Annotated in this window: 9 protein-coding genes; all 9 read right to left on the reverse strand. The window is 48.0% G+C overall.

The window, feature by feature from the left end:
* Positions 1-22 precede the first annotated feature (22 nt).
* From DB398_RS00125 to DB398_RS00165, 9 genes are read right to left on the reverse strand one after another with little or no spacing between them, the layout of a single operon-like run.
* Positions 23-2,419 carry an ABC transporter permease gene (locus DB398_RS00125; RefSeq protein ID WP_108422382.1) on the reverse strand — a complete coding sequence of 799 codons (2,397 nt, stop codon included), beginning with the start codon at positions 2,417-2,419 and terminating at the stop codon, positions 23-25.
* Between the two features lie 31 nt (positions 2,420-2,450).
* Positions 2,451-4,760: an ABC transporter permease gene (locus DB398_RS00130; protein ID WP_108422383.1), complete on the reverse strand. Its 2,310-nt coding sequence runs from the start codon at positions 4,758-4,760 to the stop codon at positions 2,451-2,453.
* Positions 4,761-4,789: 29 nt separating this feature from the next.
* The gene (locus DB398_RS00135) at positions 4,790-7,240 is read right to left on the reverse strand and encodes an ABC transporter permease (RefSeq protein WP_108422384.1); all 2,451 of its coding nucleotides are present in this window, start codon (positions 7,238-7,240) and stop codon (positions 4,790-4,792) included.
* Between the two features lie 13 nt (positions 7,241-7,253).
* Positions 7,254-9,653 (reverse strand): ABC transporter permease, encoded by a 2,400-nt coding sequence (locus DB398_RS00140; protein ID WP_108422385.1) that lies wholly within the window; start codon positions 9,651-9,653, stop codon positions 7,254-7,256.
* Positions 9,654-9,677: 24 nt separating this feature from the next.
* Positions 9,678-12,110, reverse strand: coding sequence for an ABC transporter permease (locus DB398_RS00145; protein WP_108422386.1), 2,433 nt, complete (start codon positions 12,108-12,110; stop codon positions 9,678-9,680).
* 21 nt (positions 12,111-12,131) lie between these two features.
* Positions 12,132-14,546, reverse strand: a complete 2,415-nt coding sequence (locus tag DB398_RS00150; protein ID WP_108422387.1) for an ABC transporter permease — start codon at positions 14,544-14,546, stop codon at positions 12,132-12,134.
* 29 nt (positions 14,547-14,575) lie between these two features.
* Positions 14,576-16,963 carry an ABC transporter permease gene (locus DB398_RS00155; RefSeq protein ID WP_108422388.1) on the reverse strand — a complete coding sequence of 796 codons (2,388 nt, stop codon included), beginning with the start codon at positions 16,961-16,963 and terminating at the stop codon, positions 14,576-14,578.
* 32 nt (positions 16,964-16,995) lie between these two features.
* The gene (locus tag DB398_RS00160; protein WP_108422389.1) at positions 16,996-19,377 is read right to left on the reverse strand and encodes an ABC transporter permease; all 2,382 of its coding nucleotides are present in this window, start codon (positions 19,375-19,377) and stop codon (positions 16,996-16,998) included.
* A 39-nt stretch (positions 19,378-19,416) separates the two neighbouring features.
* Positions 19,417-20,112, reverse strand: coding sequence for an ABC transporter ATP-binding protein (locus DB398_RS00165; RefSeq protein ID WP_108422390.1), 696 nt, complete (start codon positions 20,110-20,112; stop codon positions 19,417-19,419).
* Positions 20,113-20,143 lie beyond the last annotated feature (31 nt).

Raw genomic sequence — 20,143 nt, forward strand, 5'->3', positions numbered from 1 at the left:
TTATACAGTCCTTCAGGTCAACTTATTGTGCCTTTAAAGCGTCCGATGGATTTGCCACTGCTGCCCTGATGGACTGAAAGCTGATGGTGGACAGCGCTATCAGAATGACCAATAGGGAGGCAATGCCGAACACCTGCCACCCCAACTGGATTCGATAGGGATAGTTTTCCAGCCATTTATGGGCTATGGCCCATGCGACAGGGATGGAGATCAACAGGGCGACCAACACCAATTTTATAAAATCCTTGGAAAGGATGGCAACCACATTGTTGATGGAAGCACCCAAAACTTTTCGGATCCCGATTTCCTTGGTCCGTTTCTCGGCGGAGAGCACAGATAGACCGAACAGCCCAATGCAGGAAATAAAGATGGTGAGAATGGCACTGAAGAGCATGATCTGTTTCCATTTCGCTTCGGCCTCATAGCTTTGATAGTTCTGGTCTTCCAGAAAATGGTAGCTGTATGGGTCGAAGGGGAACATGTCCCTGAATACTTTTTCAATGTTCGCTATGGATGATGTGGCACTTCCCGGGGCGATTTTCACGTACAGCATCCCTAGGTCGTAGGATGGTTTCATGGTAAAGAGCTGTGGCCGGATGGTCAGACCAAGGGATTCGTAATGATAATCCTTTACCACACCGATCACGTTGTATTTTTCATCATTGTACCAGAAATCCACTGTTTGGCCGATGGGGTCCTTCCAACCAGCTTCCTTCACAAAGGACTCGTTCACCAAAACGGATTGTGTGGCATCCGAAGGATGGTCCTCGGAAAAGTTCCTGCCTTCCTTTAGTTGTATGCCCAAAGTGGGGATGTAGGACTGGTTTACCGTTTCATTGGCAAAATCTATCTGCTTGTCCGCTCCCACTTTGGCAACCGTGAACCAATAACCGGCATTTTTGCCTGCAACATTCAATATGTTTCCATGGGAGGCAAGACGGGCTTTGAAGGTGTCAAATTCATCCGGGGTCAAGTTGTTTTTTTGCAGCAACACCAGATCAGTATCATCATAACCCAATTCCTGGGTGGTCAAAAAGTTGAACTGCTCGTAAATGACAAAAGTGCAGATGATCAACAAGGAGGCCAAGGTAAACTGAAGCACCACCAGTGATTTTTGAAGGTAATTCTTTCCAGAGAGCATAAAGCGGCTGTACAAGGTATCCACGGGGCTGTACTTGGAGAGAACGAGAGCTGGGTAGAACCCGGCCAATAAACCCGTGATCACGAACAATGTTACATACCCCAACACCAACTTGGCGTCCAACAAAAAGGAGATGGACAATTGCTTGTTGGCCAAACCATTAAAAATGGGCAGGGCGAGTTGTACCAAAAGTATGGCCATAGCAAAGGCAAAAAAGCACAACAGGAAAGATTCGCCCAAGAACTGGAACACGAGTTGTTTTCTTTTCCCTCCTACCACTTTTCGGATGCCGATTTCTTGTGACCGCCTTACGGAACGGGCCACAGTGAGGTTCACAAAATTGATACAGGCAATCAAAAGGATGAACAGTGCAATGCCCGATAAAATATAGGAAAAAGTGGGATTGCTGGCATCCGTCAACCCGTTTTGGGCAGGGAGTTCCTTGTTGAGGTGCATGTCCGTAAAAGGCTGTAGGAAGTGTTTTGGGGGCAATCTATTGTTCCCATATTGCTCTTTGATGATTTTTGCCGTTTCGGAAGTTTGCGCCAAATATAAGTCCTGCATTTTGTCATTGACCAAGCTCACATTGGCCCCGGGCCTCAAGGAAACGAAGGTGTTCAAGAAAGAATTGAACCAGTTGAAATTGTTGGCGAGGTCCTTTTCAGTAACATGCAATGGCAGGAGCATGTCAAATTTTATGGAAGAGTTTTGTGGACTTTTCTGGGATACGGCCGTCACGGTATAGGGAACAAAATCCTCATTGTCGCGAAACATCATGGTCTTGCCCACCGCATTGGTAGTACCAAATTGGGTGAGGGCAAGCTCTTCCGAAATGACCACCGAAAAGGGTTCGGACAAGCAGGTCTTGGGATTTCCTGAGAGTACCGGGAAGGTGAACATGGAAAAGAAGTTGGGATCGGCATAGAACAAATCCAGGGAAGCGACCTCAGCCCCAATCTTTACATCCCTTCTGGTACTTTGTATCCTCACATATTCCTTGATATCCGGAATGTCCTCTGTAAACCTTGGCCCTTGCAGAAAGCCGGTACTGGAGTTCATGCCATCCGGGACACCACTTTCGTTAAAGTTTTGGCTTACAATCCGATAAATATGTTCTCCATCCTTATGGAATCGGTCATAACTCACCTCATCCTTGACATAGAGAATGATCAACATCGCACAGGCCAGACCCAAACTCAACCCCGAAATATTGATGAAGGAATACACCTTGTTCTTCACAAGGTTTCGCCAAGCGATCTTAAAATAGTTCTTCAACATGATTTTTCCATTTTTTAGATTGATGTTTTCTTTATTCGCTTCTCAAACTTTCCACCGGATTGGCGCTGGCCGCCCTCCAACTTTGCCAACTTACGGTAAGCAGGGCCACCAATAAGGTTAGCGTTCCCGCAAAAAGGAACACCCACCAGTCCATGCGGGTCTTGTAGGCAAAACTCTCCAGCCATCTGTTCATGGCATACCAAGAAAGCGGCACGGCAATCACAAAGGCCAATGCCACCCACTTCACAAAATCCTTGTTCAGAAGTACCATCACCTTGCCAATGGTGGCCCCGTTCACTTTGCGCACCCCGATTTCCTTTTTTCGCTGCTGCATATAGAAAGTGGCCATGGCCAAGATGCCCATGGAAGAGATAACGACTGCCAAGAACGTAAAGTAGCTGATGATTTTTCCGGTGCGTTCCTCTTTTTTGTACCATTGGTCTATGGTCTCGTCCACAAATCGGACATCAAATTCCACATCGCCTACAATGCCGGCATAAGTGGACTTGATCTGGTCGAGGGTGTTTACAACTCCTTTTCCATCTATTTTCAAGAAAATGTTGTCAACAAAGCGCTCCGGGGATTGTTGGTGCATCATCAAGGGACCAATATTACTGCGTAATTGCTTAAAATTGAAATCTTTGACCACTCCTAAAATGGGAATGTCCCTTTCTTCCATTTTGAAGGAAACAGGGTTTCCGGTGAGCCCCAGCTCTTTTAGAGCGGCTTCGTTGAGGACGACCCCATTGGGGGCGTAGGCCACCCCGGTGGGCATCACTTCGATGTTGAAGACATCATAGAAGGCAGAATCCACTGCAAATTCCTGAAAGCTGACCGATTTCCCCTCGTGATCGAAGGTTTGGTTGCTGCCCCCACTCAAGGGACTTTGCCAGGTCAAGGAAGCTCCCTTTACGCCTGGAATTTTTAGGAGTTCGCCAGCAATGGCTTTTTTTTGGTTGGTACCGCCCAAATATTCCAAGTGTACAATATTTTCCTTGTTGAACCCTAGATCCTTGCTTCTGAGATATTCGGTCTGTTTTAGAATGATCCAGCTACAGGCCAATAGGGAAATGGCCACGGTATATTGGAACGTGATGAAAGCTTTGGCATAAACACTTTTGGCCTTGGTCCGTAATTCACCCTTGACCACTTCAATGGGTTTGAAGCTCGAAATTTTCAAAGCAGGGACAATGCCCGAGATAAAACCGATCAAGAGAAGCATGCCCAAAGCCAATAGGATGTTGGAGAACGACAGGCTCTGATTGAGGTTCAAATGGGTATCCAATAGGGAGTTTAGGGTAGGCTCCAACAATTTGGCGAGCAGGAAGGCAAGTAAAACAGCAACGAAGCACAGAGCGAAGGATTCCGTCACCAGCTGACGCATCAATTTTTCCTTGGACCCTCCCAATAGTTTTTTTACGGCCACTTCCTTCCCCCTAAAGGTCGCCTGGGCGATGGTGAGGTTGATATAGTTGCCAATCGCCAACAACAAAATGATCAATACAATGGCCGAAAGAATGATGATCATCGTCTTGCTGTTGCTTTTTGTTGCATTGCCGGCCTTGTTGCTGAAATACAGTTCTTTTAGAGGAGTAAATTCCACCGTACTTGCCCAGCCCTCTTTGTACAGCCAAAAATCTTTTTTGAAATTTTCCAATATCTGTGGGGCTTTCGCGGGAAGATTGGCATTGTTGTGGGCCATAAAGTAAATACTGATAGAGCACCAACCATATTCATCCATGATGTTCTCAAAGCCCCATATGGTTTTTAAGGCCTTTAGGTTGACCAACGCATCTTGTGCAACGAAATGGGTGTTCTCCGCAAAGTTTTCCATGACACCCGTGACCGTGAACTTATGCTCTGTATTGATAAAAACCGATTGGCCAATGACATCGGTGGAACCGAACAATCGCAGGGCGGTGGACCGGGACAGGACAATACCATCCTCGGTTTGGAGTGCATCTTCCGCTTCACCCTTCATCAAGGGAAAGGAGAACATCTTGAAGAAGCCCGGGTCAACAGCCAGATAATCAAATTTTACCTTTTGGCCATCGGTTTGGGAGATTCGTCCTGAGACATTGCATACCCTTGTAAAATCCTCGATTTCAGCATAACTGTTCTTGAGGTCGGTGGCTATGGGAGGAGAAAAGTCCACCGTTTCATTTTCCAGGCGATAGATTCTGTCCCCATTTGTATGAAAATTGTCAACAGACAGTTCATTTTGGATATAGACGCCAAGAAGCAGTACAAAGGTGAGTGACAGGGCGAAGCCCAAAACGGTCACGGCCGTGTACATTTTGTTTCTGGAGAGGTGTCGGAGATATGTTTTTAGACCTAACATTTTTTTAATCGTTTCGTTTTTGATGAATGTTATTCCGTTCTCAAACTTTCCACAGGATTGATGTTGGCCGCCCTATAGGTCCTTGTCCCAATGACAGCCAGGGCCACTACCACCATTCCCAGTCCGCTGGAAAGGAATACCCACCAACTCATGGAGGTCTTATAGGCAAAACTCTGCATCCATTCATGGATGAGGTACCACGAAATGGGCACGGAAATAACGAAGGCGACACCGACCAACAGTAAGAATTCCTTACACAACAACAGGTTCAGTTGGCCCAAATTGGCCCCAAGCACCTTGCGTACCCCAATTTCCTTTATCCTTCGTTCCGTGGTATAGACCGCCAATCCCAAAAGGCCAAGACAACTGATCATAATGGCCAGGCCGGTGGCCCATTTGAGCAATTGCATGGTACTGCGCTCCCTTCTGTAAAAACCTTCCACGGTCTCATCCATGAATTCGATTTCCACCTCTTCATCGGGGAACACAGAGGCCCATTTGCTTTCAATCTCCGCGATGGATGTTGCCCACTGTTCCGTATCCTTGCCCAGATCAAAATGGATGCTTCGGAAATTTGAGTATTCGCCATTTCCCCAATCACCCGTAAGTGCCATGGGGTTGATGGTGGACCGCAGGGAACGTTGGTTAAAATCCCGCATCAATCCCACAATGGGAATGCTCATCGTGTCCAACTTGACTGTTGCCCCCACAACATCCGGAGCATTTTGGAATCCCAGAACCTTCGCAAAAGCTTCGTTCACCACATATTCCCGGATACTGTCATTTAATCGCTCTCTTCCGGCCAATAAGGGAATTTGGTATGTTTTTAAATAGGAAAGGTCACCCCACAAAAATTCAGTTTCTTGGTGCATTTCCGTTCCATCTTTGTAATAGGTAAGTATCGAAGAGGAAGTGCTATTGGAAGTAGGGGGGTTGTTTCCCCAGCTTACATTGGAAATGCCCTTGACCTCTTTAATTTGATGGAAGAGGCGTTCTTTTTTTACCTCGGAATTGTTGCTCCAAGGCAGGTATACGTAGGCCACGGCATCGGTTTTGAGGCCCATGTCCTTGTTCATTACAAAGTAGATCTGTTTGCCGACCAATACGGTGGCGATGACAAAGACCTGTGCCACCACAAATTGGAAAACGGTCAGTGTCTTTCTTAGGCGAACCCCTTTGTCCCCCTTGCTGAACTGACCTTTCAAGACAAGGACCGGCTTGAACTTGGACAGCACAAAGGCAGGATAAAAGCCTGAAAGAAGACTCACCACAACAACCAATGCCAATATGCCCAAGGTGCCTTTGAGGCTGTAGAGCACCGAGAGATCGACGCCTTCGGGCAGGAAGTCCCTGAACTGGCGCAAGAGTACAGGTGCCAACACTAAGGACAGCACTGCGGCCAGCAACGTCAAGATGAATGTCTCCACCAAGAACTGCCGAACCACTTGTTTCTTTGAACTCCCCAAAGTCTTGCGGATACCGATTTCCTTGGCCCTGGTCAATGCTTGGGCAGAGGTCAGATTGATGAAGTTGGCACAACCCAATAAGAGCAGGAAGAGGGCCACGAAGGCAAGGCTCTTTAAAACGGTCATGCTGGCCACATGGTCCGAATTGTTGAACGGATAGTCGCCATGTTTTCCTCCAAAATGGATGTCGGCCAAGGGCTGGAGAACGAACAACCGCTCATCGTTGATGGCCCAAGGCTCCGTGTTTTTGTGCTCAACCGCCAAAGCGTCCAATCTGGATTGGATGGCAGGGATGCTGGACGCATCCGTTATCCTGATAAAAAGTTGATCTCCAGAGCTTGTGCTGTTCCAGGCATCGTTGGTGGCCACGTCTTTTCTATCGAACATCTTGGCAGAGGCCAGGGACATGAACTCGGTGAAAGTCAAGTCGCTTTTCTTTTCGAAGTCGGCGACTACCCCGGTCACTTTTACGGGAATGGAATCATTATAGATCAGTGTGCGCCCAATAATGTTCGTCACTTGGGTGTGCGGAAAATATCTTTCGGCCTTTTCTTGGGAAAGGACCACTTGGCCCGGTTCCGAAAGGGCAGATCTGCTTTCCCCTGCCAGCCATTCATATTGGAACAACTGAAAATAGGCATCATCGGCAAGAATTGCGTTTTCCGCGTTCCTAAAACTCAGGTCGGCCTCCCTGTTCTCCACCTTATAAAATGAAGTGTTGAAGAAAGGGGCTGTCAGCTCCACACCGGGCACACCCTCTTGAAAGGTACGCATCAAAGGAACCGAGACCCCACGGTTGGAAAATTCCGCGTCGTTGGATTTGAACACCGTGGTGATCCTATAGATCCGATCACTGTCGGGATGGAACCGATCAAATGAAAAATCATAGTACACAATGGCCCCAATGACCATGGCGGCACAAAGTCCGATGGAAAGCCCGATCACATTGATGGTAGAGAACAATTTGTTCTTAAGTATGCTTCTCCAGGCGAGTTTTAGGTGGTTTTTGAACATGTTTTTCTTTTTTTTATTCGGTACGCAAACTTTTTACAGGATTGGACCTTGCGGCCTTTATGGCCTGAAAACTTACGGTTATGACCGTGACGAGCATCGCCCCGATCATGGCCAGGGCAAAAATCCACCACTTCAAGATCACACGGTAAGGATACTCCTGCAACCATCCGTTCATGATGTAATAGGCAATGGGCACGGCGATGAAACAGGAGATGATGACCAGTTTTAAGAAGTCCTTGGAAAGCATGTTCCAGACATTGAAAACAGAGGCTCCCAATACTTTTCGGACACCAATCTCCTTGGTACGCTGCTCCGCCACAAAGGAAGTGAGCCCAAAAAGCCCCAAACAACTGATCAATATGGCAAGGGCCGTAAAGATGCCGGAAAGTGTGCCAATACGCACCTCAGAAGCAAATTTCTTTCCGTATTCCTCGTCCACAAAGTCATATTGGAAAGGAATTTCGGGAAAATGCTCCTTGAACACACGCTCAATAATGGCAATGTTCTGGCTGGCACTTTGGTTAGGGTTCAACCGAAGGTTATAATAAGATCCGTTGTTGTATTTGTCAAAGACATACATGCCTTGCTTTACCGGCTCGTAGGGCGATTGGGCAATCATGTCCTGCACCACCCCGATGATTTTCAGGGGAGGTCCGGGATCCTCTTCATCATCATCTTTGATGAATTGGCCTACAGGATTTTCCAACCCCATATATTTGACAGCGGTCTCGTTGATCAATACGGCATTGGAGTCGGATGGGAATTCCCTGGAAAAATCCCTTCCTTGAACGATTTTTAAGTCGAGGCTTTTTGCATATTCCGGGGAAACCTCGGTCCAGGCAATATCCTCTTGGAAGCCTTCCGGTTTGCCTTCCCAAACAAATCCGCTTCGATTGGACCAAATATTGGTGGTAGGTGCGCTGGAGGTGGACATTTCCATGACTGCACCCGAAGCGATGAACTCGTCCCGCATCAACTCAAACTTGCCCGTGAAGTCTTGGCTCATGGTCGGGATCTGGACCAGTCCTTCTTTGTCATACCCAATGGGCCTGTTCTTGGCATGGTTGATCTGTTGCATCACGATGACGGTGCCAATAATAAAGGCCACGGATACGGTGAACTGTACCACAACCAAGATTTTTCTGGGCAGTCCTGAATGTTTTCCGGCCTTGAAAGTCCCTTTCAGCACATTCACAGGTCTGAAGGAAGACAGGTATAGGGCTGGGTAACTTCCCGCCAGAACAGCAGTGAAGAGAATGAAAACCAAGGACATGCCCCAAAACTCCGCAGAGCTCCAGGGGAACAACATTTCTTTCTTGGCGAGGTCGTTGAACCCGGGGAGACACAGCAGAACGATGAGCATGGCAATGCCAAAGGCAAAGAGCACCACCAAAAAGGATTCGCCCAAGAACTGATTGATCAATTGAATACGTTGTGAGCCAATGGATTTACGGATACCCACCTCCTTGGCCCTTTTTTCGGAACGGGCCGTGCTGAGGTTCATAAAGTTGATGCAGGCCAATAGGAGTACAAAAGCCCCGATGATGGAAAAGAGCCACACGTGTTTGATTCGTCCGCCAACCTGTTTCCCATTTTCAAAGTTGCTGCGCAGGTGCCAATCTTTCATGGGGAAGAGAAACAATTGTGGGTTGAACTCCTCCGTATTTTTATTGAGCGTCTTTTTTGCATCTTTTACGGTGGACGTCACCCGTTCCATGGTAGTGTTGTCGGCAATCTGCACGAACATCTGGAAGGAGTTGTTTCCCCATTGGTCCTCAGCATTTTTTATCCATTCGTTCACCGATACATATTTGTCCCAGGGCATCAGAAATTTTGTGTCGACGAAGGAGGTATTGAAAGGAATGTCCTCATACACGGCGGTCACCATCATGTCGTATTGACTGTTCACCTCAATGGTCTTCCCAATGGGTTCTTCATCACCGAAAAGGGCCTTGGCCGTGGATTCGTTCAACATGATGGAATTGATCTCGCGCAAGCCGTCCTTTTCACCTTTCAGGATCTTGAGGTCGAGCATTTCAGGGGCATCACGCTGCATAAAATTACCATCCCGGGAGATGCTCGTTTCCTTGTATTTCAAATATTGCGAGGTGTTCCATGAAGACATGGCCACGTGCTTGAAATTGTCCATGTACCCATCCCTGAAAGCCTTTTCGAGTGGTCGGGGAATGGCCGGTCCCGTCCCTGTCTGCCCATTAAACGTCTGTGATTGGAAAATTTGCGCAATCTGGTCCTTATGGGTAAAGTAGTTGTCGTAACTCAACTCGTCACTCACCCATAGGCCAATGATCAAGGTCACGGCCATGCCCAGCGCAAGCCCCCCCACATTGATAACGGTGTAGGCCTTGTTCTTGGTAAGGTTCCTCCACGCAATCTTAAAATAGTTCTTAAACATGGCTTTTCGATTTTGATTGATGATTTATTCGGTTCTTAGGCTTTTGATAGGGTTGGCCACAGCGGCCTTTATACTTTGGTAACTTACGGTCAAGAGTGCAACCCCCACGGCCATGAGTGCCGATAGGGCAAAGATCCACCAAGGGATGTCGATGCGATAGGAGAAATCCTGTAGCCAGCGGTCCATGGCATACCAACCCAAGGGCAATGCGATGATGACCGACAGCCCCACAAGTCGTAGAAAATCCATCGAAAGTCGGTAAACGATTTGTCCCACACCGGCACCCAATACTTTCCGAACCCCGATCTCCTTCACCCTTTTTTGTGCATTGAAGGCGGCCAGACCAAGAAGACCCAAACAGGCAATGATGATGGAAAGCACCGTAAAGATCATGAAGATCTGTCCCAAACGCTGTTCCGCATCATAACTGGTGTTGAAGGAATCGTCCATAAAATAATGCTCAAAAGGCTGGGAAGGGGCCAAATCGTTCCAAATTCCCTCTATTTCCGAAAGGGTTCGGGAAACGTCGCCCCCATGGAGCTTTATGGCCAAATTGCTGGCAAAATCCGTTTCATAGAACAGTCCCAAGGAACTTACTTCGTCCCTAAGACTCTCAAAATGGAAATCCTTCACAACGCCAATGATGGTTACCACCGAACCATCATCAAATTCGTCCACAAATTGTAAGCCCAGCACTTCTTCGGGGGTTTTCCCCAAAGTGGCAACGGCCTTTTCATTGAGCAGGATGGCAGAAGAATCAGTGGCAAAATGATCAACATCAAAATTTCTTCCGGCAACTATGTCCAGCCCAATAGTGGTCAAATAGTCCTCGTCCACTTGCCATTGCTGCATGTTCAGCGCTTTTTCCATGCTTTGGTCCTCTGCACGCAAAAAAGTCCCGCTGCTCCTTGACGAAGGGGTGGGCAAATAACTGCTCAATGTGGTTGTCTTGACTTGGCTGAGTTGGGAGACAGCATCTTTGAAAGCATGTTTTTTTCCTTCAAGGGCATTCACCCCTTGAATGATCAGGACTTGATTTTTGGCATATCCCAGGTCTTTTCCTTGAATAAATTGCAATTGTTGGAAAACCGTGAGGGTCCCCATGATCAAGAATACCGAAATGGAAAACTGTAGGATGACGAGGACATTCCGCACGCGGCCACCGCCCACAGATTGGTCTCCCTGTCCCTTGAGCACTTTGGCGGCCACAAAGCGGGACATGAAAAGTGCGGGATAGCTTCCGGAGAGGAACCCCAATGCCAAAGCCGCCAATAAGAGGACCGACCAAAACACGGGATTGGATATGGGCAGGGAAAGGTCCTTTCCGCTCAGGTCATTATATAAGGGGAGAACGGCTATCGCAATGATCACGGCGACCACTAGGGATCCCAAGGCAATCAATGCCGATTCCGTTAAAAACTGCCCGATCAGGCTCTTTCGTTGCGACCCCAAGGTTTTTCGGATGCCCACTTCCTTTGCCCTTTTGAGGGAATGTGCCGTGGAAAGGTTCATAAAGTTGACGCTTGCCAGAACCAATAGGATAAGGGCAATGGCCCCAAGGATGTAAACGTTCTTGATGTCGCTCACCGCACTGAACTCCGGACTTCTTCTGGAATACAAATGGATGTCCTCCAACGGGATTGTGGAATAGATCATGTAATTGCCTGAATCTATGAACTGCTGCTCCGTGATGCCCGGGAAAAATGCCTGGGCGTAGGGGATCACATATTTGCCCACCATTTGCTGCAACCGATCATGGATAGCCTCGGCCTTGGTCCCGGGAATCATTTTGATGAGGGTGTAATAGTTGTGGCTTCCCCATTCGGCCAATTGGGCATCCTCATAACCTGCCATGGAAAGAAAAAGGCTCCGGTCCCTAAGAAATGAATTATTGGGCAGGTCTTCCATGACCCCTGTCACCGTATAGGTTACATTATCGTTCAGCACCAAAGTTTTTCCAATGGCCTGATCGATCGTGAAGTGCTTTTCGGCGGCGGTCCTCGTCATCACCAAGGTGTTGGGTTCCGTCAAGGCGGTCCCTTCATCCCCATATAACAATTCCAGCCCCAGCATCTTAAAAAAAGTAGAGTCTGCATAGGTCACCGATGCTTCGCGTACATTGCTGAGGGCTTCTTGGGTGCGGACGAATGTACTGCCAATGCCCCTGAACCTGGTGGTGAGCTCCACTTCAGGAATATCGTTCAGTATGGCTTGTGCCATGGGCGCGGAAACTTCGGCAAGTGCTTCTTCCTTGCCGCCAAATTTCATATCGGCATTGAGCCGATAGATGCGCTCCGAATCGGCAAACATGCTATCGTGGCTGAGCTCGTCATAGATATAAAGGCCCAACAAAAGTCCACCGGCCATGCCTATGGCCAGCCCAAATGTGTTCAGGAAAGTGAAGAAAGGTTGTTTCTTCAGGCTTCTCCAGGCTATTTTCAAATTGTTCTTGAACATGGTGCTCGTTTTTTTGATTGTTTATTCTGCCCTCAGTGTTTTGGCAGGATTGGTCAATGCGGCTCGTATGGATTGAAAGCTTACCGTCAACAATGCGATCATCAGGGCCAAAAGCCCGGCCAGCATAAAAGTTCCCCATGAGATATGGATCCTGTAGGCAAAGTCCTCCAACCATCGGTCCATCATGTACCAACCGATAGGGATGGCGATGATGATCGACAATAGGATCAATTTCATGAAATCCATGGTGAGCAGCTGATAAATGCTTTTGAACGGGGCCCCAAGGACCAAACGGATACTAATTTCCTTTTTCCGTTGCTCCACCAAGAATGCGGACAGGGCAAAGAGTCCCAAACAGGCCACAAAAATGGCAAAGAGGGCAAAACTGTTGAATATTTTGCCCATTCGCTGTACATCGTCGTGCATGTGGGCAAACTCTTGGTCCAGAAAGGTATACTCAAAGGCCTGTTGCGGCACATATTGTTGCCAGATGGCCTGTATGTCATGGATGGCGTTTGCGGCTTCGCTGCTGTTCAGTTTCACGGAAACCATGCTGGGGCTATCGCCAATGACCAAGGAGACCGGGGCAATATCCTCTTTAAGGTTTTTGAAATGGAAATCTTCCAACACCCCGATGATGGTCCAGTCCTCGCCGTTGTTGATGCGTTTTCCTATCGGGTCCTCAAAGCCCAGTTCCTTGGCCATGGTGGAATTGATCACAATAGCGGATGAATCGCTGGCAAAATCCTTCGAAAATCCACGTCCCTCCTTCAATTGCAACCCAAGCGTATTGATGTAATCGTGGTCCACACGCCATATCTGCGCGGGCACTGAAACCTCTTGCCTTCCGTTGGAGATCGTCCCGAAAGTGTTCCCGTTCCGCTTGGTGCCCTCAATGGGGAGGTAATCGCTTATGGAAACCGCTTTCACATCGGACAGCCCAAGAAGCCTTTCTTTGAAGGACTGTGAGTTGTCCTTTAGAAGATTGGTCCCTTTTATGACCAGTACTTGGTCTTTGTTGAAGCCCAATTTCTTGTCCAAAATGAAATTCATTTGGTTGTAGATGATCAAGGTGCCAATGATCAACACCACTGAGGTGGTAAATTGGACAACGACCAGACCACTGCGGAGTTTGCCACTTTTGCTCCCAGTGCTCAGGGTGCCCTTCAGCACGTTCACCGGTTTGAAGGCAGATAGATAGAAGGCGGGATAAAGACCGGCCATGATCCCAACGAACAGGGCCGCCAGTGCAATGGTAGGCAGGAACCACCAAGCGGACCAGGGCATAACAATGCTTTTGGCCGCAATGGTATTGAAGGTGGGAAGCAACAGCCAGGCCAGAAAAACCCCGATAACAAAGGAAATGAGGCTATAGATGACAGATTCGGTGAGGAATTGGCTTATCAAATGGCTTTTAAAGGCACCAACGGTTTTTTTCAAGCCCACCTCTTTGGCCCTATTGGCGGATTTTGCAGTGGATAGATTGATGAAATTGATCACCGCCAACAAGAGTACAAACCCGGCAATGGCAGCAAACAGCCAAACAAAACGGATGTCACCATGTTTAAGGCCATCGCCCATTTTTGCATCGGATCTGAGATGGATGTCCCCAACAGGTTGTAGTTTGTATTCCAAGGTTTTTAAAACCTCCATGAATTCCTCTCCCCTCATGCGTTCCTTATAAGACGGGATGACATATTGATCTAGAATGGAACGCATTTTCAGCTCCAAGGCCGCCACGTCCGCGTTGTCGTCGAGCAACAGATAGGTGAAGTAATTGGTGTTGGACCAGCTCATGTTGGTGTCCTCGATGGCCAGAAGAAAATCAAAATCAAGGTGGGATTTCTTTGAAAGATCATCCTTAATGACCCCGGTCACCGTGTAGGGCCTAGTGGAATTATCGTCCAAATAGACCGTTTTTCCCACGGCATTGCCCTCTGGGAAATATTTGGCAGCTTTTTCGGCCGTCATCACCACGCTTCCGGGATTGGTCAAAAGATTCTCTGGGGTACCCTCCGCCAGCTCAAGTTCCAAAATTTCAAAAACCTGTTGGTCCGCATAGATGAAGCCTTCCTCAAAATTGTTCTGGGAGGTGCCGGCGGCCCTAAGAGGCCTTCTTCCTGCACCAAAAAGCTCGCTGGTGTTTATTTTGCCCGCCTTCAGCACTTCGGGGAAGGTGGTCTCCAAGGTCTCTGCAAAAGGAAGTTGAAAATGGACGCTCTTCAGGAGTTCGCCCCCCATGGTGCCCTGCATCACCACACGGTAGATCCGGTTCTTGTTCTGGTAATGGGTGTCGTAGCTCAGCTCATTCCCAATAAAAAGGGCAATCAAGAGACAAGCGGCTATACCAACGGCAAAACCACCAATTTTAATGGTGGTAAAAAGTTTATCTTTTTTGATATTGCGCCAAGCGATTCGTAAATGGTTTTTAAACATGATGATTGTTTTTTGATGATGATGTCACTTCATTCGGTCCGCAAACTTTTTATGGGATTGGTCAATGCGGCCTTCAATGCTTGATAGATAATGGTGATCAGGGTGATGGCCATCACAACGGCGACCGCCACAACAAAGATCCACCAGCTTAAATCGGTGCGGTACTCAAAGTTTTCCAGCCATCTGTTCATAAAATACCAAGCCACTGGCGCGGCAATGACCCCTGCAATGATGATGAGCTTGAAAAAATCCTGGATCACAATGGACACTAGATGTTGTACGCTGCCACCCAATACTTTCCGGATGCCGATTTCCTTCGTCTTTTGGACAATGAAGAACAGGATAAGGCCATATATCCCCAAACAACCTATGAAAATGGCAAGTCCCGAGAAAACCCCGATGAGGGACAAAAAGCGTTGTTCCGATTCATAAAGCTGTGCGACACGGGCGTCCAGAAATGAATATCCAAAAACATATTCGGGGAATGTGGACGACCACTCCCTTTCGATATGCGCCAGGGCATTTTTGGCATCGGACAAATTGATTTGGATGGCCATTTCTGCATACAGCCTTGAGTCTGGGGCGATAAAAATGGGACTGATCCCGGAATAGAAATCTTCATCGTGAAAGTCCGCGACCACCCCTACAATCTTGCCCTGTATGAAATCCTTGCTTATGTTCATCTCCTTGCCCAAGGCCTCTTCCGGGCTCGATAGCCCCACCTTTCTCACAAAGTCCTCATTGACGATGATTTCATCCACGGAATCTTTTGCGAAAAATTTTCGGCCCGCTATGAGCTTCAGGTTGAACGCATCCAAATAATCCTCATCCCCGGCCTTTACCTTAATGTTGAATTCTTCCGGTTCCGGCTTGTTGTTGAACGTCACACTGGTCCCCCAAGAATTGTTGCCGGCTCCGGGAGAGGTAAAACAAGCGGTCACCCCATGCACGTTCGAATTCTGCAGCAGTCGGTCCTTGAAGCCCTGAAGGGGCACAAGGTCTATTTCACCTGGGATCTCGACCATGACAATGCTCTCTTTTTCAAAGCCGAGATCGGAGTTGATGGCATATTTCAATTGTTTTCCAATGACTATGGTGCCAATGATCAGCACAATGGAGATGGTAAACTGGGTGACCACCAATGTTTTTCGGGTGAGATATCCGCCCACATCATTGTGGGAGATTTTTCTTTTTAGGGCCAAGACGGGAGCTATGCGCGTCAATACGGCCCCGGGATAACTTCCGGCCAATAAGGTGACCAATGCCAAAATGGAGAGCACAAAGGCAAAGAACTTGACATTCAAGAGCTCTTGGAAGGAAAGCTCCAGATCAAAAACAGAATTGAAGGAAGGCAGTGCCAAAAGGCATAGGCCAGCGCCCAGCACCAAGGCTGAAATGCAAATGATGAAGGTTTCGGCCATGAACTGCCAGAACAACTGCCCTTTAAAACTGCCGAGTACCTTGCGCACACCGACTTCCTTGGAACGATACGTGGATTGCGCAGTGGATATGTTGATAAAATTGATGCTGGCCACGATTAGGATAAAAAGACCTACAAAGGAGAATATCCACAGGGTTTTGGGATCCATGCCGCCTTGATAGCGTTTGTCAAAATGGACGTCCGATAGCTGTTGCAATTTGTAATGGTGCACATTCTTGTGTTCGGGCCTGAATTTTTGCACATACCCTTGGAGCTGTTCCTCGATCTGGGCAATATCTTGGTTTGGACGCATGAGCACAAAGCAGTGCAGCGAAGAGTTGATGCCACCCCAACCTTCCGATGACGTAAATTCGTCATAGCTTTTCAAGGTCTCGAAGGACACGAAAATCTGGGATTGGGTCAACGTTGTTTTGGGCAGGTCCTTCAGCACACCGGTTACTCGGATGGTCTCACTGTTCTCCAAAACAAAAGTCTGGTTTATCGGATTGGTATCCCCAAAAATGGTTTTGGCCAGCTGTTCAGTGATCAGGGCCGTGTTGGGCTCCGATATGGGTGCTCCATTGGAACCGTCGATCAAAGGATAGTTGAATATTTCAAAAAACCCGGTTTCGGTGAAGGCCACATCAGCTTTGAACTGTTTTTTCCCAGTTCCGTTTTCTGAGGTCACCAGCCAATCGTTCATGGTCACGTTCTTGGCCACGATCTCGGCATAATCGTAATCTTGCCTAAAAGCATTGGCAAAGCCAGGGGGCACGGCCGCTTCGTAATCGATGATGTCCCTGTGCTCCTCGGTGTTCACCCTGTAGATGCGCTCCGCGTTGGCATGGAAATTATCATACCGTAGATGGTGGCTCACAAAAAGGAAAACCAATATGCTACAACCAAAGCCCAGGGATAGGCCAAAAATATTGATGAAGGCAAAGCCCTTTCTTTTGGTAAGGCTTCTCCAGGCGATTTTGAAATGGTTTTTGATCATGGTGGTCGTTTTTTGATGATGTTGATGTCAATTCATTCGGTCCGCAAACTTTTTACGGGATTGGTCAATGCCGCTCTGATGGATTGAAAGCTCACGGTGAGTAAGGCAATGCCCAGGGCAATGGTTCCTGCCAGCAGGAACACCCACCATTCTATATCGATGCGATAGGCAAAACCTTCCAACCAATTTTCCATGGAAAAGTAGGCCACTGGAAAACCGATCAGCAGGCCAATGAGCACCAATTGGGCAAAATCCTTGGAGAGCATCTGACTGATCTTGCCTACCGATGCCCCCAACACTTTTCGGATGCCTATTTCCTTTCTGCGCTGCTCCGCCGTATAGGCCGCAAGACCAAATAGGCCCAGGGCCGCAACGAAAATGGCCAGAAGACAGAACACAATGCTGATGTTTCCTGCCCTTTTTTCACGGGCATACATTCTTGCGATGGTCTGGTCCAAGAAGGAATAATTGAAATCCAGGTTGGGGACTACCCTCGTGAATGTGTTTTTGAGTGTGGCAACGGTACTGACCAGTTCCCTGGATTTGAAGCGCACCAACATGAAGGATTTCCCCTCGCTTGGGCTGTTGTGAAAGGCGTAGGCCCCGACGGGTTGGTGCAGGGACTCGTAATTGAAATCCTCGACCACCCCGACAATGGTGTTGGGGACACCGATATAAACTTCTTTGCCGATGGCCTCTTCAGGGGTAAACCCAAGATAGTCAATCGCTTTTTTGTTCAATACCACTTCCACCAAAGTGTCTTTTTCACTTTTGGATTTGGGAAGACTGTTGCCGGCCAAAAGATGGAGTTTCAATGCGTCCACAATGCCCGCATCCGTCACGTTGGTCTGTATGTTCATGCCCTGTTCGTCCGTTTCCTTTTTCCGAAGGGTACGCCCACTCACATCCATTCCGGGATAGCCCTGTACCATGGACACCGCAGTGACTTCCGAAAGGTTTTCGAACTCTTGCACCAAGGCCCTCTTGTTTTCCCCTTCCCGCAACCCGCCTACGGAAATGGCCATTACGTTTTCTGCGGCGAAACCAAGATTTTTGTTTTGGATATATTTTGTCTGTTGGTAAATGACCATGACCCCCACAATAAGTGCGGTGGAAGCGGCAAATTGCATCACGACCAATCCTTTTCTGATAAGCACGTTCCCTTTTCCCCGGGTAAGCGAGGGGGATAAAATCTCTTTCGGCATGAACCGGGACAGATATAGGGAAGGATATAGCCCTGAAAAGAAGGTAGTGACCACCCACATGCCCAAGACCACCAATCCAAAGGAGCTGTTGAACAAGAGGCCTATGTTGAGGTTCTGGTTGGTTAACCCATTGAAGCTTGGAAGTAAGAATATGGCCAGAACAATGCCCAAGACAATGGATATAGCCGTGATGAGTCCGGTTTCCACATAGAACCTGCCAATCAATGATTCGGAAGATGCGCCCAAGGTCTTGCTGATGCCCACTTCCTTTGAGCGTTTTTGTGACCGGGCCGTGGTCAGGTTCATATAGTTTACACAGGCGATGAGAAGGATCAAAATGGCCAGATAGGTGAGGTTGCGGACTTCATTGATGTCGCCTATCCTTGAGGAGTAGGAATTCCCGTAGGAAGCGGAATGCAAGTGGACTTTTTCCAAGGGCTGCAAACCAAAGGAATACCATTGCTGGTTTTTTGGGAGGTTGGCATCAAGCATTTGGTCCATTTGTTTCTGGGTAGCATCCAAAGAAACATTTTTCTTGAACAGGCAATAGGTTTCAAAACTGGCATTGGACCAAGATTTTCGGTCATGGAACCAAGATCCGTTGCTGGAGGCCATGATCTCTGCATCCAAGGTGCTGTTCTCGGGGAAATCCTTATAAACCCCGGTTACTTCAAGGGCAAGGCTGTTGTCCACCAAAATAGTCTGGCCCAAAGGATTCTCATGGTTGAAATAGGTTTTGGCCGCGGTCTCGGAGATAATCACTGTTCCGGGTCTGTCCAAAGGACCGCTCGCATCTCCTTTTACCAATTCAACATCGAAAATGGTCAACAGTTCCTTATCGACCCAATAGAACAGATTTTCGGTAAAATTCTGATCATCAATGCGCATCGAGGCAGGCCTCCCAAAATTATGTTTGAGCAACCTTGCGGCACTTTCCACATTGGTGACCTCTTCCTGCATGGCCAATGCAGTGACCGGTGGTGCCGATGCCCAGGTCTCAAAACCAAAGTCCCCATTGGTTTTTAGCAGCACCCTATGGATCCTGTCTTTTTTTGGAAAAGAGGAATCAAAGCTCCTTTCGTGTGAAATGAACAGGAACAGCAAAATAACAATGGTCAGACCCATGGAAAGCCCAACAATGTTTATGATGGAAAACAGTTTGTTGGACTTTAGGTTGCGCCATGCGACTTTTAGGTGGTTCCTGAACATAATGGTGTTTTTTGATTGTTTTGATTGATGAATAAACCCCTAGACCATGGCTTTCATGGGTTTGTTTTGGCTTTCGGTCACAATTTGCCCGTCGAACAGGTTGATGACCCTGTGCGCATAGTGTGAATCACGATCGGAGTGCGTTACCATCACAATGGTGGTGCCCTCTTGGTTGAGTTCCGTCAACAGGTTCATCACCTCGATGCCGTTTTTGGAATCCAGGTTTCCCGTGGGCTCATCCGCCAGAATGAGTTTTGGGTTGGTGACCACGGCGCGGGCAATGGCGACCCTTTGCTGCTGCCCTCCTGAAAGTTGCTGTGGAAAATGCTTTTCCCTGTGCGCGATCTTCATCCGCTCGAGCACTTTTTGCACTTTTTCCTTGCGCTCTGCCTTGCTCATTTTGAGGTAGATCAAGGGAAGCTCCACATTTTCAAAAACGGTGAGCTCGTCAATAAGGTTGAAGCTCTGGAACACAAAGCCCAGGTTTCCCTTTCTCAATTGGGTGCGTTGGCTCTCCTTCAGCCCGCCCACTTCGTGGCCCGCAAACTTGTAGCTGCCATCGGAGGGATTGTCCAGCATACCAATAATGTTGAGCAAAGTGGACTTCCCGCACCCGGAAGGGCCCATGATGGCCACGAATTCCCCCTCGGCCACTTTTAGGTTGACCCCGTTCAGGGCCAAGGTTTCCACTTCTTCTGTTCTGAAGCTCTTTTTAAGGTTCTGTATCTGTATCATTTTTTAGATGGTTGTTTTTTAAAGACTGATA

It is taken from the genome of Flagellimonas amoyensis (assembly GCF_003058265.1).
Lineage (GTDB): Bacteria > Bacteroidota > Bacteroidia > Flavobacteriales > Flavobacteriaceae > Flagellimonas > Flagellimonas amoyensis.

Bases quoted from the DNA above. Each gene is read 5' to 3' on its own strand.
- DB398_RS00125 (WP_108422382.1), bottom strand. From the start codon at position 2,419: ATGTTGAAGAACTATTTTAAGATCGCTTGGCGAAACCTTGTGAAGAAC.
- DB398_RS00130 (WP_108422383.1), bottom strand. From the start codon at position 4,760: ATGTTAGGTCTAAAAACATATCTCCGACACCTCTCCAGAAACAAAATG.
- DB398_RS00135 (WP_108422384.1), bottom strand. From the start codon at position 7,240: ATGTTCAAAAACCACCTAAAACTCGCCTGGAGAAGCATACTTAAGAAC.
- DB398_RS00140 (WP_108422385.1), bottom strand. From the start codon at position 9,653: ATGTTTAAGAACTATTTTAAGATTGCGTGGAGGAACCTTACCAAGAAC.
- DB398_RS00145 (WP_108422386.1), bottom strand. From the start codon at position 12,110: ATGTTCAAGAACAATTTGAAAATAGCCTGGAGAAGCCTGAAGAAACAA.
- DB398_RS00150 (WP_108422387.1), bottom strand. From the start codon at position 14,546: ATGTTTAAAAACCATTTACGAATCGCTTGGCGCAATATCAAAAAAGAT.
- DB398_RS00155 (WP_108422388.1), bottom strand. From the start codon at position 16,963: ATGATCAAAAACCATTTCAAAATCGCCTGGAGAAGCCTTACCAAAAGA.
- DB398_RS00160 (WP_108422389.1), bottom strand. From the start codon at position 19,377: ATGTTCAGGAACCACCTAAAAGTCGCATGGCGCAACCTAAAGTCCAAC.
- DB398_RS00165 (WP_108422390.1), bottom strand. From the start codon at position 20,112: ATGATACAGATACAGAACCTTAAAAAGAGCTTCAGAACAGAAGAAGTG.